This is a genomic window from Mycobacterium sp. NPDC004974 (assembly GCF_053600815.1).
In genome coordinates this window covers 722023-748415 of sequence record NZ_JBSGAQ010000001.1, presented here as the reverse complement: position 1 = coordinate 748415, position 26393 = coordinate 722023, and the positions used below count along the sequence as shown (strand labels likewise).

The 26393-nt window shown below is 67.3% G+C and carries 23 protein-coding genes and 2 pseudogenes; 8 read left to right on the top strand and 17 right to left on the bottom strand.

What is annotated here, in order from left to right:
• Nucleotides 1-20: 20 nt before the first annotated feature.
• From ACWEFV_RS03655 to ACWEFV_RS03630, 6 genes are all read left to right on the top strand, one after another.
• A complete protein-coding gene (locus ACWEFV_RS03655) occupies nucleotides 21-860 on the top strand; it encodes an alpha/beta fold hydrolase (protein ID WP_450069085.1) in 840 nt (279 codons plus the stop codon).
• The gene (locus ACWEFV_RS03650; RefSeq protein ID WP_450069084.1) at nucleotides 857-1639 is read left to right on the top strand and encodes a 2-keto-4-pentenoate hydratase; all 783 of its coding nucleotides are present in this window, start codon (nucleotides 857-859) and stop codon (nucleotides 1637-1639) included. The genes ACWEFV_RS03655 and ACWEFV_RS03650 overlap by 4 nt, the downstream gene beginning before the upstream one ends.
• A gap of 26 nt (nucleotides 1640-1665) precedes the next feature.
• Nucleotides 1666-2583 carry an acetaldehyde dehydrogenase (acetylating) gene (locus tag ACWEFV_RS03645; RefSeq protein ID WP_450069083.1) on the top strand — a complete coding sequence of 306 codons (918 nt, stop codon included), beginning with the start codon at nucleotides 1666-1668 and terminating at the stop codon, nucleotides 2581-2583.
• The gene (gene dmpG / locus ACWEFV_RS03640) at nucleotides 2580-3629 is read left to right on the top strand and encodes a 4-hydroxy-2-oxovalerate aldolase (RefSeq protein WP_450069082.1); all 1050 of its coding nucleotides are present in this window, start codon (nucleotides 2580-2582) and stop codon (nucleotides 3627-3629) included. Before ACWEFV_RS03645 ends, dmpG begins: the two co-directional genes overlap by 4 nt.
• 41 nt (nucleotides 3630-3670) lie before the next feature.
• The gene (locus tag ACWEFV_RS03635; RefSeq protein WP_450069081.1) at nucleotides 3671-5203 is read left to right on the top strand and encodes a flavin-containing monooxygenase; all 1533 of its coding nucleotides are present in this window, start codon (nucleotides 3671-3673) and stop codon (nucleotides 5201-5203) included.
• A gap of 98 nt (nucleotides 5204-5301) precedes the next feature.
• A complete protein-coding gene (locus tag ACWEFV_RS03630; RefSeq protein ID WP_450069080.1) occupies nucleotides 5302-6624 on the top strand; it encodes a lipase family protein in 1323 nt (440 codons plus the stop codon).
• Here ACWEFV_RS03630 and ACWEFV_RS03625 read toward each other — a convergent pair.
• From ACWEFV_RS03625 to ACWEFV_RS03600, 6 genes are read right to left on the bottom strand one after another with little or no spacing between them, the layout of a single operon-like run.
• Nucleotides 6621-9320, bottom strand: a complete 2700-nt coding sequence (locus ACWEFV_RS03625; protein WP_450069264.1) for a fumarate reductase/succinate dehydrogenase flavoprotein subunit — start codon at nucleotides 9318-9320, stop codon at nucleotides 6621-6623. The genes ACWEFV_RS03630 and ACWEFV_RS03625 overlap by 4 nt on opposite strands.
• A 5-nt stretch (nucleotides 9321-9325) precedes the next feature.
• Nucleotides 9326-10087 carry an ABC transporter ATP-binding protein gene (locus ACWEFV_RS03620; RefSeq protein WP_450069079.1) on the bottom strand — a complete coding sequence of 254 codons (762 nt, stop codon included), beginning with the start codon at nucleotides 10085-10087 and terminating at the stop codon, nucleotides 9326-9328.
• Complete coding sequence (locus ACWEFV_RS03615) at nucleotides 10084-10944, bottom strand: ABC transporter permease (protein WP_450069078.1); 861 nt, start codon at nucleotides 10942-10944, stop codon at nucleotides 10084-10086. Before ACWEFV_RS03615 ends, ACWEFV_RS03620 begins: the two co-directional genes overlap by 4 nt.
• Nucleotides 10941-12371, bottom strand: a complete 1431-nt coding sequence (locus tag ACWEFV_RS03610) for an ABC transporter substrate-binding protein (protein WP_450069077.1) — start codon at nucleotides 12369-12371, stop codon at nucleotides 10941-10943. The genes ACWEFV_RS03615 and ACWEFV_RS03610 overlap by 4 nt, the downstream gene beginning before the upstream one ends.
• Nucleotides 12372-12381: 10 nt before the next feature.
• Entirely contained in the window at nucleotides 12382-12609 is a 228-nt protein-coding gene (locus ACWEFV_RS03605) for a 4Fe-4S dicluster domain-containing protein (RefSeq protein ID WP_003880761.1), read from the bottom strand.
• On the bottom strand, nucleotides 12606-13364 hold the full coding sequence (locus ACWEFV_RS03600; protein WP_450069076.1) for a GntR family transcriptional regulator: 759 nt from the start codon (nucleotides 13362-13364) through the stop codon (nucleotides 12606-12608). Before ACWEFV_RS03600 ends, ACWEFV_RS03605 begins: the two co-directional genes overlap by 4 nt.
• A 288-nt stretch (nucleotides 13365-13652) precedes the next feature.
• Here ACWEFV_RS03600 and ACWEFV_RS03595 point away from each other — a divergent pair, with 288 nt between their 5' ends.
• Nucleotides 13653-15164, top strand: a complete 1512-nt coding sequence (locus ACWEFV_RS03595; protein ID WP_450069075.1) for a DUF222 domain-containing protein — start codon at nucleotides 13653-13655, stop codon at nucleotides 15162-15164.
• A 103-nt stretch (nucleotides 15165-15267) separates the two neighbouring features.
• Here ACWEFV_RS03595 and ACWEFV_RS03590 read toward each other — a convergent pair.
• The 4 genes and pseudogenes from ACWEFV_RS03590 to ACWEFV_RS03575 all read right to left on the bottom strand — a co-directional run bounded on the left by ACWEFV_RS03590 (nucleotide 15268) and on the right by ACWEFV_RS03575 (nucleotide 19781).
• Nucleotides 15268-17447, bottom strand: a pseudogene (locus ACWEFV_RS03590) (molybdopterin-dependent oxidoreductase).
• A 169-nt stretch (nucleotides 17448-17616) separates the two neighbouring features.
• Nucleotides 17617-18105: a transcription antitermination factor NusB gene (nusB, locus tag ACWEFV_RS03585; RefSeq protein WP_135454116.1), complete on the bottom strand. Its 489-nt coding sequence runs from the start codon at nucleotides 18103-18105 to the stop codon at nucleotides 17617-17619.
• Nucleotides 18106-18107: 2 nt separating this feature from the next.
• On the bottom strand, nucleotides 18108-18671 hold the full coding sequence (efp, locus tag ACWEFV_RS03580) for an elongation factor P (RefSeq protein ID WP_044518154.1): 564 nt from the start codon (nucleotides 18669-18671) through the stop codon (nucleotides 18108-18110).
• Nucleotides 18672-18695: 24 nt separating this feature from the next.
• Nucleotides 18696-19781 carry a M24 family metallopeptidase gene (locus ACWEFV_RS03575; protein WP_450069074.1) on the bottom strand — a complete coding sequence of 362 codons (1086 nt, stop codon included), beginning with the start codon at nucleotides 19779-19781 and terminating at the stop codon, nucleotides 18696-18698.
• Nucleotides 19782-19814: 33 nt separating this feature from the next.
• Here ACWEFV_RS03575 and ACWEFV_RS03570 point away from each other — a divergent pair, with 33 nt between their 5' ends.
• On the top strand, nucleotides 19815-20387 hold the full coding sequence (locus ACWEFV_RS03570) for a B-4DMT family transporter (protein WP_450069073.1): 573 nt from the start codon (nucleotides 19815-19817) through the stop codon (nucleotides 20385-20387).
• Nucleotides 20388-20438: 51 nt separating this feature from the next.
• Here ACWEFV_RS03570 and aroB read toward each other — a convergent pair whose 3' ends face one another.
• The 7 genes and pseudogenes from aroB to ACWEFV_RS03535 form a co-directional block, all read right to left on the bottom strand.
• Nucleotides 20439-21518: a 3-dehydroquinate synthase gene (gene aroB, locus ACWEFV_RS03565; RefSeq protein WP_450069072.1), complete on the bottom strand. Its 1080-nt coding sequence runs from the start codon at nucleotides 21516-21518 to the stop codon at nucleotides 20439-20441.
• Between the two features lie 181 nt (nucleotides 21519-21699).
• A pseudogene (locus tag ACWEFV_RS03560) lies at nucleotides 21700-22224 on the bottom strand (shikimate kinase); the annotation flags it as partial.
• A complete protein-coding gene (aroC, locus tag ACWEFV_RS03555; RefSeq protein ID WP_135460005.1) occupies nucleotides 22224-23423 on the bottom strand; it encodes a chorismate synthase in 1200 nt (399 codons plus the stop codon). The gene aroC and the pseudogene ACWEFV_RS03560, both read right to left, overlap by 1 nt.
• A gap of 61 nt (nucleotides 23424-23484) precedes the next feature.
• Complete coding sequence (locus ACWEFV_RS03550) at nucleotides 23485-23871, bottom strand: hypothetical protein (RefSeq protein ID WP_450069071.1); 387 nt, start codon at nucleotides 23869-23871, stop codon at nucleotides 23485-23487.
• A 90-nt stretch (nucleotides 23872-23961) separates the two neighbouring features.
• Complete coding sequence (locus ACWEFV_RS03545; RefSeq protein WP_450069070.1) at nucleotides 23962-24384, bottom strand: prepilin peptidase; 423 nt, start codon at nucleotides 24382-24384, stop codon at nucleotides 23962-23964.
• 51 nt (nucleotides 24385-24435) lie between these two features.
• Entirely contained in the window at nucleotides 24436-25317 is an 882-nt protein-coding gene (locus tag ACWEFV_RS03540; RefSeq protein WP_450069069.1) for an LLM class flavin-dependent oxidoreductase, read from the bottom strand.
• A 216-nt stretch (nucleotides 25318-25533) separates the two neighbouring features.
• Nucleotides 25534-26361: a shikimate dehydrogenase gene (locus tag ACWEFV_RS03535; RefSeq protein WP_167857830.1), complete on the bottom strand. Its 828-nt coding sequence runs from the start codon at nucleotides 26359-26361 to the stop codon at nucleotides 25534-25536.
• Nucleotides 26362-26393: the final 32 nt, after the last annotated feature.

Below are 26393 nucleotides of genomic sequence, written 5' to 3'. Positions count from 1 at the left end.
CGACCAATCAGGAGACCACCATGTCGACAGACAATCCCGAGATCGGCCGCACCCAGAACACCTGCGGCTACGACACCAACTACCACGATGTGGGCGACGGCGCGCCCGTGCTGCTGCTGCACGGATCCGGCGCCGGGGTGTCCGCATGGGCCAACTGGCGCGGCCTCATCCCGGTGCTCTCGCAGGACTTCCGGGTGATCGCACCGGATCTGGTGGGATTCGGATACACCGAGGTTCCGGATTCCCTGCAGTTCACCATCTTTGACACCTGGATCGACCAGATCCTGGCGCTGTTGGACGGTTTGGGCATCGAGAAGGCCCACATCGTGGGTAACTCCTTCGGCGGTGGGCTGGCGCTGCATTTGGCGACCAGGCACCCCGACCGGCTCGACCGGATCGCCCTGATGGGCCCCGGCGGGGTGGCGATGCCGCTCAGCGACGAGCTCAACCAGCTGTGGGGCTATACCCCGTCAGTCGCCAACATGAAGAAGGTCATGGACATCATGGCCTTCGACCGGTCGCTGGTGACCGACGAACTCGCCGAGCTGCGGTATCGGGCCACCATTCGCCCCGGCGCGCAAGAGGTTTTCGAGAAGGTCTTCCCGCCGCCGCGGCAGCGCTGGTTGGATGCGCAGATCGTGCCGGATGAGGCACTGGCCCGCATCGAACACGAGGTCTTGATCCTGCACGGCCGCGAGGACCGGGTGGTTCCCGTGCGGGCATCCCAGCACATGTTCGAACAGATCCCCAATGCCCAGCTGCATGTGTTCGGTCGGTGCGGGCACTGGACCCAGATCGAGCACGCGCAACGGTTCCAGCAGCTGGTGGCGCAGTTCCTCCGCGAAGCCACGAGCGCATGACAGCGCACACCGAGCTGGCCGACCAGCTGTTGGCCGCCTACACCGACGGAACGCCGATCGGCCGGATCACCGCCGAGAAACCCGACCTCACCATCGACGATGCGTATGCGATTCAACAGCACCAGGTTTCGGCTTGGATGCAGGCCGGGGACCCCGTCCGTGGCCACAAGGTCGGTCTGACATCCAAGGCCATGCAGTCCCAGCTCGGCGTCGACTGCCCCGACTACGGGCGGCTCACCGCATCGATGTTCCTGCCCGAAGGCACTCCGATCCCCGTCGACCGATTCCTGCAGCCCCGGGTGGAACCGGAGATCGCCTTCGTGATGGGCCGCCGCCTGGCCGGACCGGGTGTGACGGTGGCCGACGCGGCGCGTGCGGTCGACGTCGTGTTGCCCGCAGTGGAGATCATCGATTCCCGAATCCGGGACTGGGATATCCGCCTGATCGACACGATCGCCGACAACGCGTCCTCGGGTGGCGTGGTACTCGGCGGCACGGCACGGCGGCTCGACGAGCTGGACCTGCGCCTGATGGGCGTGCTGGTGCACCGCAACGGTGAACTGGTCGCCACCGGCGCCGGTGCTGCGGTGTTGGGTTCTCCGCTCAACGCGCTGGCCTGGCTGGCCAACGTCCTCGGCGCCCGCGGCGTCGCGATCGAAGAGGGCGAGACGGTCATCCCCGGCTCCATGACCGCGGCACTGCCGGTTCGGGCGGGTGACAGCTTCCACGTCGAATTCGCCGCACTCGGCAGCGTCACAGCCCATTTCGCCGCCGAGTGAGCACTCCGACACCCAGAGGAGAGACAATGTCCACAATTTCTGCCGCCATCGTCGGGCCGGGCAACATCGGCACCGATCTGCTGGCCAAACTGGCGAACAGTGACCGGATAACCGTGCGTTACATGGTCGGCGTCGACGCCGCATCGGACGGGCTGGCGCGCGCCGCGGCCCGCGGGGTCACCACTTCGGCCGGTGGCGTCGACTGGTTGCTCGCCCAGGATGATCTGCCCGACATCGTGTTCGAGGCCACCTCGGCGAAGGCGCACACCGCCAACGCCCCCCGGTACGCCGAGGCGGGGATCCGCGCCGTCGACCTCACCCCCGCCGCGATCGGGCCGTTCGTCTGCCCAGCGGTGAATCTCGACATCAACACCACGGCGCCCAACGTCAACATGATCACCTGCGGCGGCCAGGCCACCATCCCCATCGTGCACGCGGTGAACCGGGTAACCCCGGTGAGTTACGCCGAGATCGTCGCGTCGATCTCTTCGCGGTCGGCCGGCCCGGGAACCCGAGCCAACATCGACGAATTCACCGAAACCACCGCCAAGGCCATCGAGGATGTCGGAGGGTCGGCCCGTGGCCGAGCGATCATCATCATCAACCCGGTCGATCCGCCGATGATCATGCGCGACACCGTTTTCTGCGCCATCGATCCCGATACCGATCGCGACCGGATCGCCGAATCGATCCACGACATGGTCCGCACGGTCTCCGCCTACGTACCCGGTTACGCGCTCAAGGCCGACCCGCAGTTCGACGACCCCCGCCCGGACTGGAACGGAAAGGCGCGTGTGACAACGCTTCTGGAAGTACATGGAGCGGGGGATTACCTGCCGCCCTACGCGGGCAACCTCGACATCATGACGGCAGCCGCCGCCGAGGCCGGCGAACGGATCGCCGCGTCACTGCTGGCCGCACAAGATCAGGTGGTAGCACGATGAACAATTGGGACACCGGGGCACGCGATGTACGCCTCGTCGACACCACGCTGCGCGACGGCAGCCACGCGATGGCGCACCGCTTCACCATCGCCCAGGTCCGTGACACCGTGGCCGCCCTCGATGCGGCCGGGGTGTCGATGATCGAAGTCACCCATGGCGACGGACTCGGCGGATCGACCTTCAACTACGGCTTTTCGCTGGTCGACGAAACCGAACTCATCTCGGCAGCGGTGGCCCAGGCCCGCCAGGCCAAGATCGCGGTGCTGTTGCTGCCCGGCCTAGGCACCGTCAGGGACCTCAAGGTCGCCCATGATCTGGGGGCCGGCGCGGTGCGGATCGCCACCCATTGCACCGAGGCCGACATCGCCATTCAGCACTTCGGAGCTGCTCGTGAGCTGGGTATGGAGACCGTCGGATTCCTGATGCTCTCGCACATGTCGAGCCCGGAGGATCTGGCCCGCCAGGCCCGGATCATGGCCGACGCCGGATGCCAATGCGTGTATGTGGTGGACTCGGCCGGAGCGCTTATCCTCGACGACGTCACCGACCGAGTCTCGGCCCTGGTCGCGGAGTTGGGCAACGACGCCGAGGTCGGCTACCACGGCCACCAGAATCTCAGCCTCGGCGTTGCCAACTCGGTTCTCGCCTATCGCGCCGGCGCACGCCAGATCGACGGTTCGCTGGTAGCGCTCGGCGCCGGGGCAGGCAATTCGCCCACCGAGGTCCTGGCCACCGTGTTCCATCGGCTGGGCATCGCCACCGGAGTCGACAAAGACCAGCTCCTGGCGGCCGCCGAAGATGTTGTCAAACCCTATATTTCCCGGCTCCCGGTGATGGACCGGTCGTCTATCGTGCAGGGCTTCGCCGGGGTCTATTCCAGCTTCCTGCTGCATGCCGAACGGGCCGCGCAACGCTACGGAGTACCCGCTCACGAAATCCTCTACCGCGTCGGCGAACGACGTTACGTGGGTGGCCAGGAAGACATGATCATCGACATCGCCATCGACCTCCAGCGCGAACGCAGCCAATCCCACACCGCCACTTAAGAACTCAGCCCCGTCTAGAACACGATCGAAGGACCACCCAGATGAAGATCGCCATCATCGGCGCTGGCGTCGCCGGCCTGTGCTCCGCCAAACTGCTGACGGAATTCGGTTTCGACGTAACTATTTTCGACAAAGTTCCCGACGTCGGCGGCGTGTGGAGCCACACCCGCCTGTACCCGGGAGTGACCACGCAGAACGGCAAGGACACCTATGCCTTTTCGGACTTCCCGATGCCGAAGGCGTATCCGGAGTGGCCGACCGGCGCGCAGGTGCAGCAGTACCTCGCCGCGTACGCCCGCCACTTCAACCTGGAGCGCCTGGTCCGGTTGAACACCGAGGTGGTCTCGGCCGAACTCGACGAGGTAGCAGGGTGCTGGACCTTGACCACCCGTGACCTCATCACCGGGACGGTCGAGCAGACCGAATTCGATCAGCTGATCGTGGCCACCGGAATCTTCTGCGACCCGTTCATTCCGGATTACCCGGGCATCGAGGATTTCACTCGGGCGGGCGGGCGCATCTGCGCCGCTTCGGAATTCAACGACCTGCAGGACGCCGCCGACAAGGACATCGTCGTCATCGGTTACGGCAAGTCGTCATGCGATATCGCCGAGGCACTCAGCGACGTGGCGCGGTCCACCACCGTCGCGGCCCGCGAGGTCACCTGGAAGATGCCCCGCAAGGTCGGTGGGGTGATCAACTACAAGTACGTGTTGCTGACCCGACTCTCTGAGGGACTGTTCGACCACCTCGACCAGCGCGGCATCGCCCGCATGATCACCGGCCCCGGTCGGTTCGCCCGCAATGCCATGCTCGGCATGGTGGGACGGGTCGCTCGGCGCCAGTTGATGTTCGACCGGCTCGGCCTGGTGCCGGAGGGTCCGTTCGAACGGATCGTGCGGCATGCGGTCAGTCTGGCCACCGAGGGCTTCTACGAGAAGATTCGCGACGGCGTCATCGACATTCGTCGCGGCGTGTCGATCATCGGGCTCTACGACAAGGATGGCGCCCCGACGGTCGAGTTCTCCGACGGCACCACCCGTCGCGTCGACGCCGTGGTTTGTGCGACCGGCTACCAGCAGCGGACACCGTTCCTGGCCGAGGACCTACAGTCGCGTATCACCGACGCGGACGGCAATTTCCAGCTGTACCGCCAGATTCTGCCCGTCGATGTACCCCGGCTGTTCTTCGTCGGCTACGGGTCGTCGTTGTTGAGCCCGATCAGCGCCGAAGCCGCCGCGATCTGGGTGGTCAACTATCTGGCCGGGTACGCCGAGCTGCCGCCGGTCGAGCAGCAGCGCGCATTCGCCGAGCGCCGGCTGAAGTGGATGATCGAACGGACCGACGGCAAGCACGCTCGCGGAACCAACATCATCCCGTTCTCTGTGCGCCAGATCGACGAAATCCTTGATGAGGCCGGCGTGAACGTCGGACGGTGGACCCAGCTTCGGCAGTGGCTGTTGCCGATCAGGCCGGCCGCCTACCGGGCCGCCACCCGAAAGCTGCACCGCCGGATCGATGACAAGACAGGGGCCCGGCACAGCGCACCGCGTGCTGCTGCGTCCAGAACCTGACGCTTCCACTTCACCGCACAACTGACTGACTCACTGACGCCGCGGGTGCGCGGCGCCAGCACTTGCGCACACCCATTTACTTCGACCTAGGACGTCCCATGCCACTAATCCCCCACTGCCGCACCAGAACCCGACTCGCAACCGCTCTGGTGATCGCGGCGTTGGCGTGGACCGCTTGGCCGGCCACGCTGATGAACCCCGTTGCCCGGGCCGACGACCAGCACTACGAAGAATTCTACACACCGCCGACGCCTCTGCCCGATAGCCGACCAGGCGATCTCATCCGTAGCGAACCGTCACGTTTGGTGCTCGAACCCTCGGGTCAACTCGGCGCGTTCGTGGGAGGTGGTACGCGAATCATGTACCGCAGCACTGACGCTCAGGGAAAGCCGGTCGCCGTGACCGGAACCTACATCGAACCCGACGCCCCATGGACGGGCAAGGGCCCGCGTCCGCTGCTCGCGTACGCGACCGGGCCGTATGGGACAGGTGAACAGTGTGCGCCGTCGCGACTGTTCAACCAGGGCATCCACTTCTCTCAGGGGTTCGACCTGATGTTCAACTACGAAGAGGGGTTCATCGCCACCCTGCTGGCCCGTGGCTTCGCCGTCGTGGTCACCGATGGCGTCGGCATGGGTGTTCATGGTTCGGAGTCACCGCAGTTCCTCAACAGAGTCGCGGCCGGTACCGCGATGCTCGACGCCGCCCGCGCGGCAATGAAACTCCCCGACACGTCGCTGAATCCTAATGGGCCGGTGGCGTTCTGGGGCTGGGCATCCGGTGGACAGGCCTCGATGTCGGCCGCCGAACTGGCCGGCAGCTACGCGCCTGAACTCCGGGTTGTGGGCACCTACGCCGCCGGGGCCGTCACTGATATCGCGGCAGCGCTTCCGGCTATCGACGGCAACTTCCTGGCAGTGCTCACCGGATACATGTTGCGTGGCATCATCGCGTCCTACCCCCAAACCGAAGAACCACTGCGTAACTCACTGACACCGCGGGGTCTGCAGATGCTGGACTGGAGCGGCCACACCTGCCTGGTCCAGGGCAGTGTCGACTACGCCTTCCGGCACGTGCAGCCGTGGTTCAACACCGACCTGAACGACCTGGTCGGCAACGATCCGATCCGGAGTCTGCTGGCGGCTCAACGCATCGGCAGCCTCAAGCCCACCGGCCCGGTCCTGGTCACCCACAACCGCTGGGATTCCCTCGCGCCCTATGCGTCGGCCGTCGACACTGCGAACGACTGGTGCGCGAAGGGTGGCGACGTCACGTTCCGGACCAACGAAATGGCACCGTTCTTGAACAAGATGGCCACCACCAGCTTGTTGCAACCGTACGTCGACGGCGAACCAACCATGGACTGGCTCACCGACCGGTTCAACGGGGTGCCCACCGCTCCCAACTGCGGAGAGTTCTAGCCCGGAACGTGCGGGCCTGTGCGCGCCAACGCCTGACGCGCGTAGGCGCGCACGTCGGCATCACTGTCGTCCAAGGCCACGGTGAGTGCCTGACGGGCCGTCGACTCCGAACCCGCCCACCGGCTCAGGCTCAGCACAGCGGCCTTGCGGACATCGAGATGCTGGTCGTCCAGCGCCCGCGACAGGGTGGGAACCGCCACTTCCGGTAGGGCCCCGGCCAACGCCCGTGCCGCGCCCTGACGGATCTGCCAGGCCGACTCCGTGAACGCCTTCTCGACGCTGACCACGTCGTCCCCGGTGCAGCCGACCGCGCCGAGTGACGCCAGGGCCGCCGCCCGCACCAGCGGATCGGTGTCGTCGAGCGCCACGCGCACCGCATCGGCGCCGGCACGCAGGGTCGCCAGTCCGCCTACCGCGGCGATCCGGACCTCCCGGTTCTCGTCGGTGGTGGCTGCCGCCACCCCGGTGTGGTCGTCGACCGACACCAGCGCCCGCACCGCCTCGATCCGCACCCGGTGATCGGAATCGGTCGACGCGAGGCGGTACGCCTGGGCGTCGCCGACCCGCCGGGAACTCAACAGGTAGACCGTGACCGCACGGACCACCGGGTCCGCGGACTCCAGCCGGTCGGCGAAAGCGCCCGGGTCGGGCAGGACCTCGACGAGTTCACGTACCGCATCCGCGGTTTCCCGTCGCACCTCGGCGTCGCCATCAGCCAGTGCGGCAACCAGCACGGGCTGGTACCCGTCGGGCAGATGCTCGACGAGAGTGGCGACCGCGGTTCTGCGCACGCCGGGGTCGGAATCTGCCAGGTAGGCACTCAGATCCTCCAGAGAGGGCTCCTCCAACGCCAGGACCGCGGCGATACGTGGTGACGGCGGTTGCGCGGATCCGGCCGGGCGCACCCGGGAGCGTTCGGCTGCGGGCGCCCGGCCGCCGTGCAGGTGGGGCTGTTCGACGGTGGTCACCGGATCGTGGGAAGTCAGGTGGTCCAACTCCGGCACGGCGACGAAATACGGTGCCACCGGCCGCTTCACGAACTGCATGGCGCCGTCGGCGTCCTTGTAGAGGTTGAGGTGGTAGCGCCACTGCGCATCGTCGCGCTGCGGCAAATCGGCCCGCTCGTGGTACAGACCCCAGCGTGACTCGGTGCGCGTGAGCGAGGACCGGGCCGCCATCTCCGCGCAGTCCCGGATGAAGGACACCTCCGCGGCGCGCATCAACTCGTGCGGGGTACGTGCCCCGATGCCCTCGACCTCGGTGGTCATGCGCTCGAAGGTCTGCACCGCGATCGACAACTTGGTGGCGGTCTTCGGTGGTGCCACATAGTCGTTGACGAACCGTCGCAGCTTGAACTCGACCTGCGGCTGCGGCGGGCCGTCCGGGTGCCGCAGCGGACGATAGATGAGCTCATGGGCCTGGGCCACCTGATCGGCCGGAAGCTCCACCGGCGCAGCCACATCCGACAGTGTCGAGGCGGCATGCTCGCCGGCGAGATCGCCGTATACGAAGGCGCCGATCATGTAGTTGTGCGGAACGCACGCCAGATCTCCGGCCGCGTACAGGCCGGGCACCGTCGTGCGGGCATGTTCGTCCACCCACACTCCGGATGCGGAATGCCCTGAGCACAACCCGATCTCGGAGATGTGCATCTCGATGTCGTGGGTGCGGTAGTCGTGTCCGCGATTGGCATGGAACGTTCCGCGGGTGGGTCGCTCCGTGGTGTGCAGGATGTTCTCCAGCGTGGTCAGTGTTTCATCGGGCAGATGGCTGACCTTGAGGTAGATCGGCCCGCGGGCCGATTCGATCTCCTCCTTGACCTCGGCCATCATCTGCCCGGACCAGTAGTCGGAGTCGACGAACCGCTCCCCCAGCGCATTGACCTGATAGCCACCGAATGGGTTGGCCACATAGGCGCACGCCGGCCCGTTGTAGTCCTTGATCAGCGGATTGACCTGGAAGCACTCGATTCCCGACAGTTCGGCGCCGGCGTGGTAGGCCATGGCGTATCCGTCGCCGGCGTTGGTGGGGTTCTCGTAGGTGCCGTAAAGATATCCCGACGCCGGAAGCCCGAGGCGGCCACACGCGCCGGTGGACAGGATCACCGCCTTGGCGGCGACGGTGACGAATTCTCCTGTGCGGGTGTTGAATGCGGCCGCACCCACCGCTCGTCCCTCATGCGTGAGCACGCGAACCGGCATGAGCCGGTTCTCGATCCGGATCTTCTCGCGCATCGAGCGTTGGCGCAGCACCCGGTACAGCGCCTTCTTGACGTCCTTGCCCTCGGGCATCGGCAGCACATAGGAGCCCGAACGGTGCACACGCCGCACGGCGTACTCACCATGCTCGTCCTTCTCGAACTTGACCCCGTACCGTTCGAGCCGCTGCACCATCGCGAACCCACGGGTCGCGGTCTGATAGACGGTGCGCTGGTTGACGATTCCGTCGTTGGCCCGGGTGATCTCGGCGACGTAGTCCTCGGGCTCGGCCTTGCCGGGGATGACGGCGTTGTTGACGCCGTCCATGCCCATGGCCAGCGCTCCGGAGTGCCGCACGTGGGCCTTCTCCAGCAGCAGCACCTGGGCGCCGTTCTCGGCGGCGGTCAACGCCGCCATGGTGCCCGCGGTGCCACCGCCTATCACCAGCACGTCGCAGTCGATGCGAATCGCGTCTGACATATCGGGAATCTGGGTCAATTCGGTCACGGTTGCTCCAGGGCGGCAATGATCTCGGCGCGCAGCGCGGATCGTTCGGGATGGTCGGTTCGGGGCTGGGCCACCTCGATGAGGGTGCGCAGCGGCTGTCCGGCACGGCCGAGCACCGCAACGCGGTCACCGAGCGTGAGCGCCTCGTCGACGTCGTGGGTGACGAACACGATCGTGGTCGGATGGGCCTGCCAGGTGTCGATCAGCAACCGCTGCATAGCCGCCCGGGTCTGGGTGTCCAGCGCGGCGAACGGTTCGTCCATCATGACCGCACGGGGCGCACCGGCCAGCCCGCGCGCGAGTTGAACCCGCTGCCGCATACCGCCGGACAGGTTCTTCGGCAGGAACTCGGCGAATCCGGACAGGCCGACCTCGGCGATCCAGCGGTCGGCACGTTCGCGGCGACCCGCCTTGGGTTCACCCCGCAGCTGCAGGGCCAGCTCGATGTTGGACCGCACCGTGCGCCATGGCAGCAGCGCACTGTCCTGGAACACCATGCCGCGGTCCCGTGACGTCGTGGTGACTGGATCGCCGTCGGCCAGCACCCGGCCGGCGTCGGGCCGCAGCAGCCCGGTCAACGCGCGCAACACCGTGGACTTCCCGCACCCCGACGGACCGGTGAGCACCAGGATCTCACCGGGCTCGACGGTGAGGCTCAGATCGTCGATCACCGGAGTGCCGGTGTAGGACAACCGGATTCGATCGAGTTCCAATCGCATTCCGGTGGCGGCCCGGGTAGCGGTGTCGGTGGGGCTCATCGCGTCACCTCCTCACCGCGCGGCAACCAGCGCGTCGCCCGCCGGCCGATGAACTCGACCGCCGCGGCGGTCACGAAACCGAGCACGCCGATCGTGATGATGCCGACGAACACGTCGGGATAGTTCAGCACCGTGTACGCCTGCCAGGTGCGGTAACCCACACCGAGGCGGCCAGAGATCATCTCGGCCGAGATCACGCAGATCCAGGCAACCCCCATGCCGACCGAGAGCCCGCCGAACAGTCCGGGCAGGATGCCCGGCAGCACCACCTGGCGCAGCACGTCGAGACGACCGCCACCGAGGGTGCGCACCGAGTCCTCCCAGATGGTCGGAAGCGCACGCACCGCATGCCGGACGCTGACCATGATCGGGAAGTAGGCGGCCAGGAACGTGATGAACACGATTCCCGCCTCATCGCTGGGGAACAGCAGGATCGCCACCGGCACGATGGCGATCGCCGGTATCGGCCGGGCCAACTCGGTGAGTGGACCGAAGATGTCGGCGAACCACGCGGTGCGCCCCAGCAGGATTCCGGTGATCACACCGACCACCGCGGCGATCCCGAACCCGGTGAGAATCCGGATCAGCGACTGGCCGAGGTCCAGCCAGTACTCCGGCGTGCCCAGCCGGTTCAACAGGGCCGCGGTGATTTCGGTGACGGTCGGCAGAGTGTCGAACCGCAGCCCCACCCGCACGTTGTTGGCGGTCAGCAGCTGCCAGAGGACGACCGCGCCGACCACCGAGGCCAGCCGCACCAGACGATGCGGCCAGACCGAAGGCGTGCGGCGGTGATGCGTTTCCGCCGGGTCGACGGGAGGGTCGCCGACCGTGACGGGCGGGGTATCGGTGGTGGTCACACCGCACCTGCCAGCGCTTGGCGGTAGTCGACGATCGCAGCGCCGGGATGCGCAGCGGTATAGCGTTCGGCACCGGCCTGGGTTCCGAACGGCAGGAAGCCCTCGGCGCCCGGTGCGGGCAGCCGCACCCACACGGACTTGTCGGCGAACCACCGGGTGCCCAACTCGGCGTCGGAGACATAGGCGGCGCGGACCTTCTTGCCCTCGCCTTCCGCCTGCCGGATCGCCTTGAGCAGGCAGACCGGCGTCGCGGCCGCCGTGGTGGTGTCCGATCCGTCGAGCCAGAGCTCGCCGGCCGTGGCGGGATTGTCGACGGCGGTGTGGCACACCGGGTCGGTGCCGCCCAACGCCGACGGGTTGGCGTTCGAGTTCAATGCCTTGTCATAGTCCTGACCGCGCGCGGAGTACGCCGCCCGCAGGGGTCCGTCCTGCACGAAACCGGTCACATCGAGGTCGGCGAAATTGTCGATCGACTTCAGGTAGGGCACATCGCCTTTGAGCGCCTCGACCAGCGACGGCTTGAGGGTGGTGTCGAACGAGGTGCCGCCTGGCCCGTTGTACAGGTACACAACCTCCTGCGGCAGCCCGCTGCCCTCGGCCACCAGGCGGGCCGCCTCCAACGGCTTCGTGTTGAGGAAGTCGGTGGCATCGAGTTGCGCCTGCAGGAACGCGTCGAGCACCTCAGGGTGCTCAGCCGCATACGCCCGGCGAACCACCACACCGTGCAGGGTCGGGTAGTTCAGTTCGGCACCGTCGTAGAGCAGCTTGGCCTTGCCCTGGTGGACCAATAGACCCGGCCAGGCGACGAATTGCGAAAGCGCCTGGACCTGACCGGATTCCAGCGACGACGCGCCGACCTGAGGCTGCTGGTTGAGCACCTCCACACCGGTCTTGGCGTCGATCCCGCCCTTACCGAGGGCCTGCACCAGCATGCCGTGGCCTGCCGATCCGACGCTGGCCGAGACCTTCTTGCCGGCCAGGTCGGTCAACGACTTGGCCGGCGAATCCGGTGCCACCACAACCATGTTCAGCGCACCCTTGGGGTTGTACCCGGTGACCGACACGATCTCGGTCTTGGCGCGTTCGTTGGGCTGTGTCTTGGACCCGTTGATGAGCATCGGATAGTCGCCCATCGAGCCGATGTCGATCTTCTCGGCCACCATCTGCGCGGTGATCGGCGCGCCGGTGTCGTAGTCCTGCCACGTCACGTTGTACTTGGTGCCGGTGCGGGTCGTGATGTCAGCGAGACGGCGTTCCAGGTACCCCTGGGCGCGCAACAACGTTCCGGCGGTGACGGTGTTGATGGTCTTGGACTGGTAGCCGACGACGACGTCGACGGTGTCGGCCGATTTCGTCGCCGAGTCCAGGGAGCAGCCGGCGGTCGCGAGCGTGAGACCGGCGGTGAGGGCGATCAGGGCTGTTTTCACATCGGGTCCTCTAGCGGATGAGATAGGGCATGTTGACGGTGACGGCGCCGGTGGGACAGCGGGCCGCGCATGGGCCGCAGTACCAGCACTCGTCGACGTGCATGAAGGCCTTGCCGTTCTCGGGATTGATGGCCAGCGAATCCAGTGGACACACGTCGACGCACAATGTGCAGCCCTCGATGCACAGTGACTCGTCGATGGTCACCGGGACATCGGCGCGCTGATTGACCAGTGTCATGCGTCTCTCCTAACGAGGTTGCCGCGCATGGTGATTCGGTCACCACGCATCCTGATGTACTCCAAGTCGACGGGCGTGCCGTCGTCCAGACTCGTGAGCCGTTCGGCCATCAGCAGCGCCGATCCGGCCGGTACCTGCAGCGTCGCGGCGGAATGCGGGTCAGCCGAAACCGCTTCCAGGGCAAGGCTTGCCCCACCCAGTCGGCGACCACTGACGCGTTCGATGAGCGCGAAGATGTCATTGCTCTCCAGCGGATGACCGATCACCTGCTCGCCGATCTCGGGAGTCAGGTAGGTCAGATCCAACGACAGCGGTAGGTCGGCGAGGTAGCGCAGACGCTCGATGAACACCACCTGGGCGCCGGGTTCCAGCGCGAGCTTGCGCACCACCGCGGGCGGGGCCGAGAGGCGCTGCACGGCACGGACTTCATTGCGGACGTCGCCGTAGTCCTTGAAGGTCTCCTTGAGTCCCACCAATGCGTCGAGGCCGTGGTCGTACTTGCGGGCCGCTACGTGCGTGCCCACCTTGGTGCCGCGGTCGATCAAGCCTTCGGTCTTGAGGACGGCGAGAGCCTCACGGATGGTGTTGCGGGAGACGAAGAACTCGGCGGCCAGCTCCGCCTCGGCCGGCAGGGCCCCGTCATACGTGCCTTCGTAGATCTGGTGGCGCAGTACATCGGCCACCTGGCGCGCCTGATCGGCACGCGCACGGCGACTCGGCAGCGATACAGGATGGGCTTCGGGCTGGGACGACACGCACTCAAGGTAAGGGGCGATTCATGCGTGTCGCAGTGCGGCGAATCTGCCGTTTGCCCAGGTTAACTGATTGCGCCGCCGACCGACGAGCCGTACCTGGCGAAACCGCCGTTGCGGCTCGCATTGCGCCACCTCGGCCCGGACAAGAATTTACAAATCGCGATGATCGAAACGTCGCCAAGATCCGATTGAGTCAGCCCGAGGCGGGCCCGAAAAACTTTGGCCACTTTGACCACGTGAGTCCCAATTGGCGGATCCTTGTCAGGATGTCGAACTAGTGTTCGAATCATGGTAGTCGGGTTGGCGCAGGACCGGGGTGTGGTGCAGGCCGCCCAGGCCGGCCGCCGCGCCGCCACCGCGGCGCTGGCCGATGCTGATTTCACCGGGTTCGCCACCGCGGAGTTGCTGGCGCTCCAGTCCGAACGGGAACGGCAGGCCCGCACCGAGGCGATGATCGATCACCGGATCCAAGCCGCCCTGATGGCTGCGGCCGCCCCGCACGAGATCGGCGGCAAGTCCTGGAAGGACGTGCTGGCCACCCGGATGCGGATCAGCGGCAAGCAAGCCGCACGCCGCGTGGCCGCCGCCGCCGAACTGGGCCCGCGCTATGCCATCGGCGGTGAGGTACTGGCACCGCGACTGCCCGCCTGCGCCACAGCACTGCTGGCCGGCACGATCAACACCGAACACATCACCATCATCGGTGACACCCTGGGCAAAGCGGCCCACTACGTCAGCACCGCCGAACTCGCCCAGATCGAATCCGACCTGGTGGCCGCGGCGACCCGGGACACCCCCGAAACACTGAAAGCCGCCGCCGACAAACTGCTGTATCTGCTCAACCAAGACGGCGACTCACCCGATGTCGCAGCACACCTGCGTGGGCTGCGGATCGGCACACAAGACGCCGACGGACTGGTACACGTCCAGGGCTGGCTGGACCCCGAGACCGCGGCATACCTGACCACCGTCACCGGCGTGTGGGGTGCACCGGGCATCAACAACCCCGCCGATCCCGAACCGATCCACAACCCCACACCCAACCCAGTCGACACCCCCGACACCGCAGCAGTGCCTGACGTGCCCGAGACCGACGTGGACGATCAATACAGTCCTGCTCACGAGGCTCCCGACGCCTCTCACGAGCAAGGCATCGCTCACGACCAACAGGACCAGGACGCGGCGGCCCGCCGTGACACCCGCACCCAGGCCCAGCGCAATCACGACGCGCTCAAAGTCGCATTGCGGGAACTGCTGATGTCCAAACGACTCGGCCAACACGGCGGCCTTCCGGTCACCGTGGTCGTCTCCACCACACTCGCCGAACTCGAAGCCGGCGCCGGAATCGCCGTCACCGGCTCAGGCATCCGGATGCCGATGAAAGACCTCATTCGCTTGGCATCCCACAGCTTTCACTACCTCACCGTCTACACCCACCACACCGCAGAACCCCTGTACCTGGCCCGCACCCAACGATTGGCCACCAAAGCCCAACGACTGCTGCTCTACAACCGGGACCGCGGCTGCACCCGCCCCGGCTGCACCGCACCAGCCGACCACTGCCAGGTCCACCACGCCAAAACCGACTGGCAACACGGCGGACAGACCAACGCCCCCGACCTCGCACTGAGCTGCGGACCCGACAACCGCCTGGCCGGCCTCGGCTGGACCACCACCATCGACCCAAACACCGGCCGCACCCACTGGCACCCACCACCCCTGATGAACACCGGTCAAGACACCCTCAACCACCACTTCCACCCAGAAGAACTACTCGTTCCCCCGGAACCAAGTGGTTGACGGGACCAACCCGCGACCTACTGCGCTCATCGCAATCACGCTGTCATACAACGTGATTGACTCCCATCAGGGCGCACTCGATATGTTCCGTGAGTGGTGAACGCTAGATCGTCGTCCGGCTGACCGTGACCGGGATGCCGTTGAGCGCACCGTTTCCGGACGGCTCATCGATGAAGTCGGGCAACGACAAGATGTTGGTGTTCACCCCGGGTGACGCGTTCGCGACGCCGAGCCGCGTGCCGGGCTGACCATGGCCCCAGCCGTGCGGCATCGACACCACGCCGAGCTTGATCGCGTCGGTCACCTCGACCGGCACCACGATCTTCCCGGCGCCCGAGGCCACTTCCGCGCTGTCGCCATCGGCGATGCCCCGCGATGCCGCATCCTGGCTGTGCATCAGCAGGGTGCATCGGTCGCGTCCCTTCATCAACGGGCCGACGTTGTGGAGCCAGGAGTTGTTGGACCGCAGATGCCGCCGGCTCACCAGTACCAGTTGGTCGGGGGCGCGATCGAGACGATCGGCCAGCCGCGGCAGGTCGTCGAGCAGATACTGCGGGGCCAGCCGGATCTTCTGGTCGGCGGTGCCGAGCACCTCTGGAACCCGGGGCACCATCGGCCCATAGTTGATTCCGTCCGGCTGGGCCTTGAGCTTGTCCAGGGTCAGACCGTCGGGATTCTCGCCGTACCGGTCGCCGAACGCGGCGGTCCGCAGTGTCAGATCGAGCATCCGCTCGGGACCGCCGTGGTCGTAATGCTTACGGATCTCGGCCCCGTCGAGCCCCTGGGTGAAGCACAGGTAGTCGAACCAACCGTCGTCGAGCGCGGCGATGTCGACATCCTCGGCCGGGGTTCCGGTGCACAGCCCGGTCAGCCGGATCAGGATCTCCCATTCCTCCGGTGCGTCGGGATCCTCGCGATGGAACACCGGCGGCGAGTACCGGGCGAAGCTGTTGATCGCCGCACCCAGCAGCAGGTCTGCGGAGTGCGGCTGCTCGAGCGCCGAGGCGCCGAGGCGCCGGGCAGGATGACATCGGCGTGCCGGGTCGTCTCGTTGAGCCACAGGTCCACCGAGATCATCGCGTCCAGCTGCGGCAGCGCCTCGTCGAGTTTGTCGCCACCGGGAGTGGAGAGCACCGGATTGCCCGCGACGGTGATCAGGGCTTTGAGCTGCCCTTCGCCGGGGGTGGTGATCTCTTCGAGCATGCATGACACCGGGACCTGACCGAGCACCTCTTTGGCTCCGCGGACCCGGGTGCGGTAACGGCCGAAGTTCGGCGCCCCGTCCTCCAGCCCAGGGATCGGCTGGCTCGTAATCGTCCATGCCGTCGGCCGGGCGAACATCGCGCCGCCGGGGGTGTCGAAATGCCCGGTGACGATGTTGACCACATCCACCAGCCAACTGGCCAGGCTGCCGAACTCCTGATTGCAGGTGCCGATCCGACCGTAGACCACCGCGCGCGGCGTACCGGCCAGCTCGCGAGCCAGGCCGCGAATGCGCTCCGCATCGATACCCGTTGCGGCAGCGACCCTTTCGGGTGACCAATCGGCCACAGCCTGCTGCAGCTCGGGCACCCCGTCGAGGTGCTGTTCCAGCTCGCCGAGATTGACCAGCCCTTCGTCGAACACGGTGTGGACGATCCCGAGCAGCAGCGCCGCGTCGGTGCCCGGCGTGATCGGCAGCCATTCGTCGGCCTTGGCGGCGGTCTGGGTCCGCACCGGGTCGATGACGATCACCTTGCCGCGCTTACGGATACCGGCGATGATGCCCATCACGTCGGGGGCGGCCAAGAGCGATCCCTGCGAGGCCGCCGGGTTGGCACCCATCACCACCAGCAGGTCGGTGCGCTGGATGTCCGGTGTCGGGAAGGCCCACCAGCTGCCGTACATCAGGTGCGACGACAGGTTCTTCGGCCACTGGTCGATGGTGCCCGGCGAGTAGGTGATCGGCATACCGGACAGGCCGAGCAGGATGGCCGAGTAGCGGGACAGCGAGAACGAATGCGCCAGCGGATTTCCGGTGTACGCCGCGACCGCGCCGATACCGTGCTTCTCGATGACGGGAGCTAGCAGTTCGGTGCAGCGACGGAACGCGGTGTCCCAGTCGACCTCGTGCCACTCGCCGTCGACCTTGATCATCGGCCGCCGGATCCGGTCGGGATCGTCGTGCAGCGCTGCCAGCGAGGCGCCTTTCGGGCAGATGTGCCCCGCACTCCACTGGTCGGACTTGTTCGGCCGAACGCTCGCCACCTTGCCGCCGGAGACCTGGATCTCCAAGCCGCACATGGCCTCACACAGCGGGCAGGCGTGCAGGTGCAGGCCGTCCTCGCCGACGTCCGCAATGCTTCTCGGCTCGTGTCCCATCAAGGCCTCCGGATGTCGGTACGGGTGAAAACACACGTAACAACATCGTGGCACCGAACGGCATCGATGATCCCGATGTCCGGGACAGTCCCTACTGTTCGGGGCGGTCCTGGATCGCGCCCTGCACGGCCGCGGCGGCAGCCCGGATCTGCGGGGTCACCAGCATCACCTGGCCCAGCACCCCGTTGACGAATCCGGGCGACTCATCGGTGGACAGCTCTTTGGCGAGCTCGACGGCCTCGTCCACAGCGACGGGTTCGGGGACGTCCTCGGCGTGCAGCAGTTCCCAGACGGCCACGCGGAGGATGGCCCGGTCCACGGCAGGCAGCCGCTCCAGCGTCCACCCCTGCAGGTGCGCCGAGATGAGATCGTCGATGTGGGCGGAGTGCTCGGTGACGCCGCGCGCCACCGACACCGTGTAGGGGTTGAGCGGCGTGACGTCGGCCTGATCCTCGGCCAGCGCGGCACGACCATCGGCCACCGCCTCCGGCGTCAGACCGCGCGCCTCAGCCTCGAACAACAGATCGACGGCGCGCTTGCGGGCCTGGTGACGGCCCCGGTCACCACGGCGGTCAGGCATGGTCAGCCATTCACGCGGCCGAGGTAGCTACCGTCGCGGGTGTCGACCTTGAGCTTGTCACCGGTGTTGATGAACAGCGGCACCTGGATCTCGGCGCCGGTCTCCATGGTGGCGGGCTTGGTGCCGGCGCTGGAGCGGTCACCCTGCAGGCCGGGCTCGGTGTGGGAAACCTCGAGCTCGACGGACACCGGAAGTTCCAGGTACAGCGGCGCGGACTCGTGGAAGGCGATCTGCACCGGCAGGCTCTCGAGCAGGAAGTCGGCCAAGCGGCCGACGAGCGCCTCGGACAACGGATGCTGATTGAAGTCCTCGGAATCCATGAAGACGAAGTCGTTGCCGTCGCGGTACAGGTAGGTGGCGTCACGGCGGTCCACGGTGGCGGTCTCCACCTTCACACCGGCGTTGTAGGTCTTGTCGACGACCTTGCCGGACACCACGTTCTTCAGCTTCGTCCGCACGAAGGCCGGCCCTTTGCCCGGCTTGACGTGCTGGAATTCGACGATCTGCCACAGCTGTCCATCGATTTGCAGGACGAGCCCGTTCTTGAAGTCGGCAGTCGATGCCATGAGGGTGTAGCTCCTAAGCTTTTGTCACAAAATGGCCAGTTCCTTGGGGAACCGGGTAAGCAGGTCGGGTGCCGCCTCTCCGACGACCAGGGTGTCCTCGATCCGGACACCGCCGCGATCGGGCAAGTAGACACCTGGCTCAACGGTGACCGCAGAGCCAGCAAGCAGTGTACCGGCGGCAGCGGCATTGATTCCCGGCGCTTCGTGGATCTGCAGCCCCACTCCGTGTCCGAGGCCGTGGCCGAAGTTGTCGCCGTAGCCGGCATCGGCGATGACCTGGCGTGATGCGGCATCCACCGTGCTCAGCGAAACCCCGGGGGCCAGCGCTTCGCAGCCGGCCTGCTGAGCGGTGGCCACCAGGTCATAGATGTCGCGCTGCCACTGTGCCGCCGGGCCCAGCACGAACGTGCGTGTCATGTCGGAGTGGTAGCCCTCCACCAGGGCCCCGAAATCGATCTTCACGAAGTCCCCCGCCGCCAGCACCGCATCCGTGGGCCGGTGGTGCGGGATGGCCGAGTTCGCGCCCGTCGCCACGATCGTCTCGAAGGACGGCCCGTCGGCGCCGTGATCGAGCATCAGGGCTTCCAGCTCGTTCCGCACCTGACGTTCGGTGCGGCCCGGCCGCAGGCCACCGAGCTCCAGCAGATCTGTGAGCGCCGCGTCGGCGGCCTCACAGGCCAACCGCAGCATCGCGATCTCCCCGGCGTCCTTGATCTCGCGCAGGGCCTCCACGGTGCCCGCCGCGCGCACCCACTCGACCGTGTCGCCGGCAGCCTTCTTCAGGGCGGCGAAGGAATCCACGGTCACCACGTGGCTTTCGAAACCCAGCCGCAGCGCCCCGCAACGCGCCGCGCGGCCGGCCAGATGCGACCCGCAGGCCCGCTCGATGACCACCTCGGCGTCCGGGGACTGCTGCGCGGCCTGGGTGCGGTAGCGCCCATCGGTGGCCAGCACCGGGGTGGCATCCTCGGCGAGGACCAGAAGCGCCGCGTTCGAACCGGTGAATCCGGACAGATACCGCACGTTGACCAGGTCTGTCACCAGCATCGCGTCCAGGCTCAAGTCGGTCATCCGACGCCGCAGCCGATCCCTGCGCTGGGAAATAGTCACGGTCTGTGACGCTACTCGCTACAGTGTGCCCCCATGAGCAAGTGGTTACTGCGCGGAGTGGTGTTCGCAACAGCGATGGTCATAGTGCGCTTACTGCAGGGAGCACTGATCAACGCCTCGCCGGGTAATGCCACCTGGTTCAGCCTGGGGCTGGTCACGTTGTTCGGTATCGGAGTGCTGATCTGGGGTCTACTCGACGGCCAGAATGACGCACGTGCCAATCCGGACCCGGACCGTCGTGCCGACATGGCGATGACCTGGCTGATCGCCGGCCTGTTCGCCGGCATCGTCAGCGGCGCCGTGGCGTGGCTCATCGGGATGTTCTACAAGAGCCTCTACACCGATGCGCTGCTCAACGAGGTCACCACGTTCGCGGCGTTCACCGCCCTGCTGGTGTTCCTGCTCGCGGTCGCCGGTGTGACCATCGGCCGTTGGCTGGTGGACCGCCACGCCCCGCCGATGCCCCGCCAACGCCACCACGGCCTGGCGGCCGACGAGCGTGCCGACACCGATGTGTTCGCCGCCGTGACCGCCAATGGAGCCACCGAGAACGCAGACACCGAGCAGACCACCCCGGTCGACCACCCCGAGCAACCCAAGCAGTAACGGGCCCCTGCCCGGGAGGGCAGAAGATTCAGGCGCGAGTGGCGCGGGCAGTCAGGCCCGCGCCACTTCTGCGTATGCGGCCGCCAACAGCGATGGATCCGGGCCTTCCAGACGACCCGGCTTCGCCAGCCCGTCGAGCACGACGAACCGCAACACTCCCGAACGGTTCTTCTTGTCGCCTGCCATGTAATCCATGAGTTGGGGCAGCGCGTCGCTGTCGTAGGTGACCGGCAGCCCGAGCGCGGTCAGCACTGTGCGGTGCCGGTCGGCGGTCTCGTCGTCGAGACGTCCCGCGAGCCGGCCCAGTTCGGCCGCGAACACCAGGCCCACCGACACCGCGGCGCCGTGGCGCCACTTGTAGCGTTCACGACGCTCGATGGCGTGCGCAAGGGTGTGGCCGTAGTTGAGGATCTCACGCAACTGCGACTCTCGTTCGTCAGCAGCAACCACCTCAGCCTTGACCGCAATTGCGCGGCGGATGAGCTCGGGCAGGACCGTCCCGGTGGGATCAAGTGCTGCTTCCGGGTCGGCCTCGATCAGGTCGAGGATGACCGGGTCGGCGATGAAGCCGGCTTTCACGATCTCCGCCATCCCGGCGACAATCTCGTTGCGCGGCAACGTTTCCAGGGTAGCGAGGTCCACCAGCACCGCAGCCGGCTGATGGAAGGCGCCGACGAGGTTCTTGCCGGCGTCGGTGTTGATCCCGGTCTTGCCACCCACCGCCGCGTCCACCATGCCCAACAGGGTGGTTGGCACGTGCACGATGTCGACGCCGCGCAGCCAGGTGGCGGCGGCAAAGCCCGCTACGTCGGTGGCCGCTCCCCCGCCCAGGCTGACGACAGCATCCTTCCGGCCAATACCTATGCGCCCCAACACTTCCCATATGAAGCCGACGACGGGCAGCTCCTTGCCCGCCTCGGCATCCGGAATCTCGACCCGGTGGGCTTCAATTCCCTTGTCGGCCAAGTGTTGCCGGACAGCCTCGGCGGTCTGCGTCAGCACCGGCTGATGCAGAATCGCCACCTTGTGCCGGCCCTCGAGCGTATTGCCCAGTTCGCCGAGCAGGCCGGTTCCGATGATGACCGGGTACGGCCGGTCCACCAGTACCTCGACGATTACCGGGTCAGTCATCATTACGCTCCGCGTTGCGAGCGGCCAGGGCCGCGGGGGTGGGTATGGCTGTAGGTTCGGCATCAGAGGTGGCCGGGACGGTGTTGCCGCCCTCGGCTTCCGAACCGGAAGACTGTGCGGGGGCCGAACCGCGCCGCCACGGCGGGCGACGCCGGCGCCGCTTGATCGCCCGCGGCTGCTGAGCCTGCTTCTGGGGCGGGGGGCTTTCCAGTCGCGTGACGATCGTGCGCACCACCGCACCGGGATTGCGCCGGTTGGTGTTGATCCGCATCGTTGCGACCCGACGGTAGAGCGGCACCCGTTCGGACATCAGGGCACGGAATTTCTCCGCCCGGTCGGGCCCGGCCAGCAGTGGCCGGACCGTGGAACCGCCCGTGCGGCGGACCCCCTCGGCCGCACTGATCTCCAGATAGACGACGGTGTGCCCGGCCAGTGCGGCCCGCACTCCAGGGGTGGTGACCGCGCCGCCGCCCAGGGACAGCACGCCGTCGTGGGTGGCCAGCGCCGAACGGATGACCTCTTCCTCGATCCGGCGGAACTCCGCCTCGCCGTCGGTGGCGAAGATGTCGGCGATCGTGCGGCCGGTGGTCTCCTCGATCGCGGCGTCGGTGTCGAGCATCGTGAGGTTCAGCGCTTTGGCCAGCCGGCGGCCGATGGTCGACTTGCCCGAACCCGGCAGGCCGATCAGTACCGCCTTGGGGGCCATCAGCCCAGGGCCTGCCCCGCCGGCTCGCGCTCGGCGACGGCCCGCAGGTAGGCGTCGATGTTGGCCCGGGTCTCCGCCAGCGAGTCCCCACCGAACTTCTCCAGCACGGCGCGGGCCACCACCAGTGCGACCATGGTCTCCACCACCACACCGGCGGCCGGCACCGCGCACACGTCGGAGCGCTGGTGGATGGCGACGGCTTCCTCACCGGTTGCCATGTCGACGGTGGCCAACGCCCGCGGGACGGTCGAGATCGGCTTCATCGCGGCCCGGACCCGCAGCGCCTGGCCGTTGGTCATGCCGCCTTCCAGGCCGCCGGCCCGGTTGGTCGAGCGCAGGACTCCGTCGGGGCCGGGGTACATCTCGTCGTGGGCGACGCTGCCGCGACGGCGCGCGGTCTCGAAGCCGTCGCCGATCTCGACACCCTTGATCGCCTGGATACCCATGACTGCGGCGGCGAGCTGGCTGTCGAGGCGGTTGTCGCCACTGGTGAACGAGCCCAACCCGATCGGCAGACCTGCGACGACGACCTCGACGACACCGCCGAGGGTGTCACCGTCCTTCTTGGCGTCCTCGATCTCGGCGATCATCGCTGCCTCGGCGTCCTTGTCGAAGGCGCGCACCGGGCTGTCGTCGATCGCCTCCAGGTCGGAGAACTGCGGCGGCGGACCGTCGTAGGGCTTGGACGCGCCGATGGAGATGACGTGCGAGACGACCTCCACACCGAGCGCAGCACGCAGGAAGGCGCGGGCCACGGTGCCTGCCGCCACCCGTGCAGCCGTCTCGCGTGCGCTGGCACGTTCCAGCACCGGGCGGGCATCGTCGAAGCCGTACTTGAGCATGCCGGCGTAGTCCGCGTGCCCCGGGCGGGGGCGAGTCAGCGGGGCGTTACGGGCGACATCGAGTTCGGCCGGGTCCACCGGGTCCGGAGACATCACGGTCTCCCACTTGGGCCATTCGGTGTTGCCGATCTCGATGGCGATCGGCCCGCCCAGGGTGGTGCCGTGCCGCACCCCGGCCAGCATGGTGACCTGGTCCTGTTCGAACTTCATCCGGGCGCCCCGGCCGTAGCCGAGACGACGACGTCTGAGCTGCACCCCGATCTCGTCGGAGGTGATGGGCACGCCGGCAACCATCCCTTCGAGCATGGCCACCAGGGCGCGGCCATGGGATTCACCAGCTGTGGTCCAACGCAACACGGGTGTCATTCTCCCACGTCGGGGTTTGCCTCCCGAAATCCGTGGTCAATCGTGACGAACGCTAGCGCTGTTGAGGCTGCTGCGGCGCCTGCTGATGCTGACCGTACTGATACCACCACTGCGCGTAGGCCCGCGCCTGCTCGACTTCCTCGCGCAGTTTGGCCCGCGCACCCGCGTTGCTCAGCAGCGAGAGCCAGTTCATGAACAGGATCGACAGGAAGCTCCACCAGCCCAGGATGAGGTTGTGCCGCTGGGCGCTGGTCAAAGCGGCCTCGCACTGTTCGGCGGTCCCGGTCACCACACGGGTCTGGTTGAACCACAAGACCAGCAAGCCGGTGTGCCGAGTCGTCTCCACCCGGAAAACCGGAACCGCGGGCGGCGGCGGATACTGCTGCGCGGGCGGCGGCGGATACTGCTGCGCGGCCTGCGGCCAATTCGGTTGTGACATGCGGACTCCCCCGGGACGAATCGCTACCGGTGATGAGCGTAAACGCGGATTCCGCGGGTCCTTCGCACCAAAATCGCGACCACTATTCGGCTACACCAGAACCAAAGCCACCGCGGCGGCACTCGCCGCACACATCGAGGGGCCGTGCGGCACCGTCCGAATCCCGCGTAGGGCTGCACCCAACGCCAACACCGCGGTGCACACCGGTGCCGCCAGCGCCGCCAACAGCCAGACGTCCGCACCGAACGCCCCGGTCATCGCGCCCAAACCAATGGCCAGTTTGACGTCGCCGCCACCCAGGGCCCGCGGGGAGAGCAGATGCACCACCAGGTACGCGGCCGTCAACGCCAAGGCCCCGACTAGCGCTGCGAGACCGCGCCCGGCCACCGCCGCCGCCACCAAGACCAGCACCGCGCCCGGAAGCGTCAGCCAATTCGGCAGCCTGCGTTCGGCGATGTCGTAGCCGCTGAGTGCCAGCAGCCAGGCGCACACGACGGTCACCCCCAGCCCCATCCACCGAGGCTAAGCGCGGCCGGGTGCGCGGGAACGCGCCTGTTTCGCGGGTCAGCCCGCGCGCAGCGAAGCGGACACCGCACCCGCCGTTTCGGCGAATCCGTCGAAATCCACTTCCGGCCCCAACGGCTGGAGCACCAGCGTCTGAGCTGGATAGCCGGCGAGTCCCGCGACGATCTCGTCGACCGTCCCGCTGACGCCGTAGCCGCCGGGTGCCAAACCGCGTTCCGCGGCCACATCGTCGAGGCGCTGCCGTCCGGTCGCACCGGGTACACACGCCAGGTACTGCACCGACTCAAATGGTGCGGAGACGACCCGGTCTGCCTGCCCGGCAGCCACGTGTCCGAGCGCTGCGCGGACGGAGTCAGGGGTGTTCCCGCTGTCGATGATCACGCCGTCGGCAATCTCACCGGCGAGCCGCAGCGTCTTCGCGCCGATCCCGCCGATGAGCACCGGAACAGGCTGGGGCGGCACCCAGTCCAGCTTCACCCCATCAAGACGCACGAACCTGCCTTCGGTGGAGACCGTCCGGCCGGCCAGCAATTCCCTTAACGCACTGTGGTATTCACGCAGCAGCGTCAGCGGAGAGGGCACGGCGGCCCCGGCCTGGCGCATCCAGGCCTGCACGCCGTGACCGATTCCCACCCGGACCCGGCCGGGGAACATCGTGGCCAGGGTCGCGATCTCCATCGCGGTGGACACCACATTGCGCAGTGGCGCCGGGAGCACACCGATACCGACGGCGAGAGTTTCGGTACCAGCCAAGGCAACCGCCGCCTGCGCGATGCCGCCCTGCAGGAAACAGTCCTCCCACAGCCAGAGTTCGTCGATTCCGGCCCGTTGCGCAGCTGCCGCGCTGCGGGGCAGGGCCTCGGGTGAGCGGTCGGGACGAAACACCACCCCGACGCGGGGCGGGTGGCCGGTTCGGATCATGTTCGCCACCCTACGGTTACCCCGGCGCCGCCTGGAAAATCGCTTGCGGCGGTATGACACGGTCGTGTTGTGCGCAGACCTGGCGCAGTTGGGGACGGACGCTGCCGCTGTCTTCGCCCGACGCGCTCCCCGTCCAGACCCCGCTGGCGCGCCTGGTCGGATCCAAGGAATACCCCTACAGCTCCTACCACCGAGGAACGTTCGTCCCGTGACGGCTCAGCCCAGCGCGGCGCGCATCGCCTCTTTCGGGGCGGGCATTCCGGTGAACTGCTCCACCTGAGCGAAGGCCTGGTTCAGCAGCATCTGCAGCCCGTTGATCGCCTCACCGCCCGCCGCCTGAACGGCCTCGGCCAGCGGTGTCGGCCACGGGTCGTAGATGGCGTCGAGCACGCGTGGCACCCCGGCCAGCGTGTCGGCATAGGCGGCGGCCGCCTCGGCCGGAATGGTGCTGACGGCCGCATCGGCGGTGGCTACCGCGTCGGTCAGCGCGGTGCCGCCGATGTCGCACCAGCTGCCCTGCGCTCCGCACCGCCCGGCCAACTCCACCAACCGTGACGCCTTGCCCTCATCGCGTGCCACGACGGTGATCCGCTGCACGCCGAGCTCGGCCAGGGCGACCACGGCGGCCGGGGCGGTACCGCCGGATCCGATCACCAGCGCCGAGTCACCGGCCGTGCCGAGCGCACCGATCACGCCGTCGATGTCGGTGTTGTCGGCACGCCAGCCACCGGTCGGCATCCGGACCAGGGTGTTGGCCGAGCCCACCAGCTCGGCGCGTTCGGTGCGCTGATCGGCGAACTCCAGTGCGGCGAACTTGCCCGGCATGGTGACCGACAGTCCGACCCATTCCGGGCCGAGGGCACCGACGAGGCCGGGCAGTTGTTCGGCCGTGCACTCGATGCGTTCATAGGTCCACGACGGCAGCCCGAGTGCCCGGTAGGCGGCCAGATGCAGCTGCGGCGAGCGCGAATGGGTGATCGGCGAGCCGAGAACGGCGGCTTTGCGCCCGCTGTTTGGCACGGCGGGGGGTGGCCTGTCTGGCACGGCGGCGGGTGGCCTGTCTGGCACGGCGGCGG

Bases quoted from the DNA above. Each gene is read 5' to 3' on its own strand.
- ACWEFV_RS03540 (WP_450069069.1), bottom strand. From the start codon at position 25,317: ATGATCCGAACCGGCCACCCGCCCCGCGTCGGGGTGGTGTTTCGTCCC.
- efp (WP_044518154.1), bottom strand. From the start codon at position 18,671: ATGGCATCGACTGCCGACTTCAAGAACGGGCTCGTCCTGCAAATCGAT.
- ACWEFV_RS03605 (WP_003880761.1), bottom strand. From the start codon at position 12,609: ATGACACTGGTCAATCAGCGCGCCGATGTCCCGGTGACCATCGACGAG.
- ACWEFV_RS03635 (WP_450069081.1), top strand. From the start codon at position 3,671: ATGAAGATCGCCATCATCGGCGCTGGCGTCGCCGGCCTGTGCTCCGCC.
- ACWEFV_RS03595 (WP_450069075.1), top strand. From the start codon at position 13,653: ATGGTAGTCGGGTTGGCGCAGGACCGGGGTGTGGTGCAGGCCGCCCAG.
- ACWEFV_RS03650 (WP_450069084.1), top strand. From the start codon at position 857: ATGACAGCGCACACCGAGCTGGCCGACCAGCTGTTGGCCGCCTACACC.
- ACWEFV_RS03655 (WP_450069085.1), top strand. From the start codon at position 21: ATGTCGACAGACAATCCCGAGATCGGCCGCACCCAGAACACCTGCGGC.
- dmpG (WP_450069082.1), top strand. From the start codon at position 2,580: ATGAACAATTGGGACACCGGGGCACGCGATGTACGCCTCGTCGACACC.
- ACWEFV_RS03620 (WP_450069079.1), bottom strand. From the start codon at position 10,087: ATGAGCCCCACCGACACCGCTACCCGGGCCGCCACCGGAATGCGATTG.
- ACWEFV_RS03545 (WP_450069070.1), bottom strand. From the start codon at position 24,384: ATGGGGCTGGGGGTGACCGTCGTGTGCGCCTGGCTGCTGGCACTCAGC.
- aroB (WP_450069072.1), bottom strand. From the start codon at position 21,518: ATGACTGACCCGGTAATCGTCGAGGTACTGGTGGACCGGCCGTACCCG.
- ACWEFV_RS03550 (WP_450069071.1), bottom strand. From the start codon at position 23,871: ATGTCACAACCGAATTGGCCGCAGGCCGCGCAGCAGTATCCGCCGCCG.
- ACWEFV_RS03630 (WP_450069080.1), top strand. From the start codon at position 5,302: ATGCCACTAATCCCCCACTGCCGCACCAGAACCCGACTCGCAACCGCT.
- ACWEFV_RS03570 (WP_450069073.1), top strand. From the start codon at position 19,815: ATGAGCAAGTGGTTACTGCGCGGAGTGGTGTTCGCAACAGCGATGGTC.
- ACWEFV_RS03645 (WP_450069083.1), top strand. From the start codon at position 1,666: ATGTCCACAATTTCTGCCGCCATCGTCGGGCCGGGCAACATCGGCACC.
- nusB (WP_135454116.1), bottom strand. From the start codon at position 18,105: ATGCCTGACCGCCGTGGTGACCGGGGCCGTCACCAGGCCCGCAAGCGC.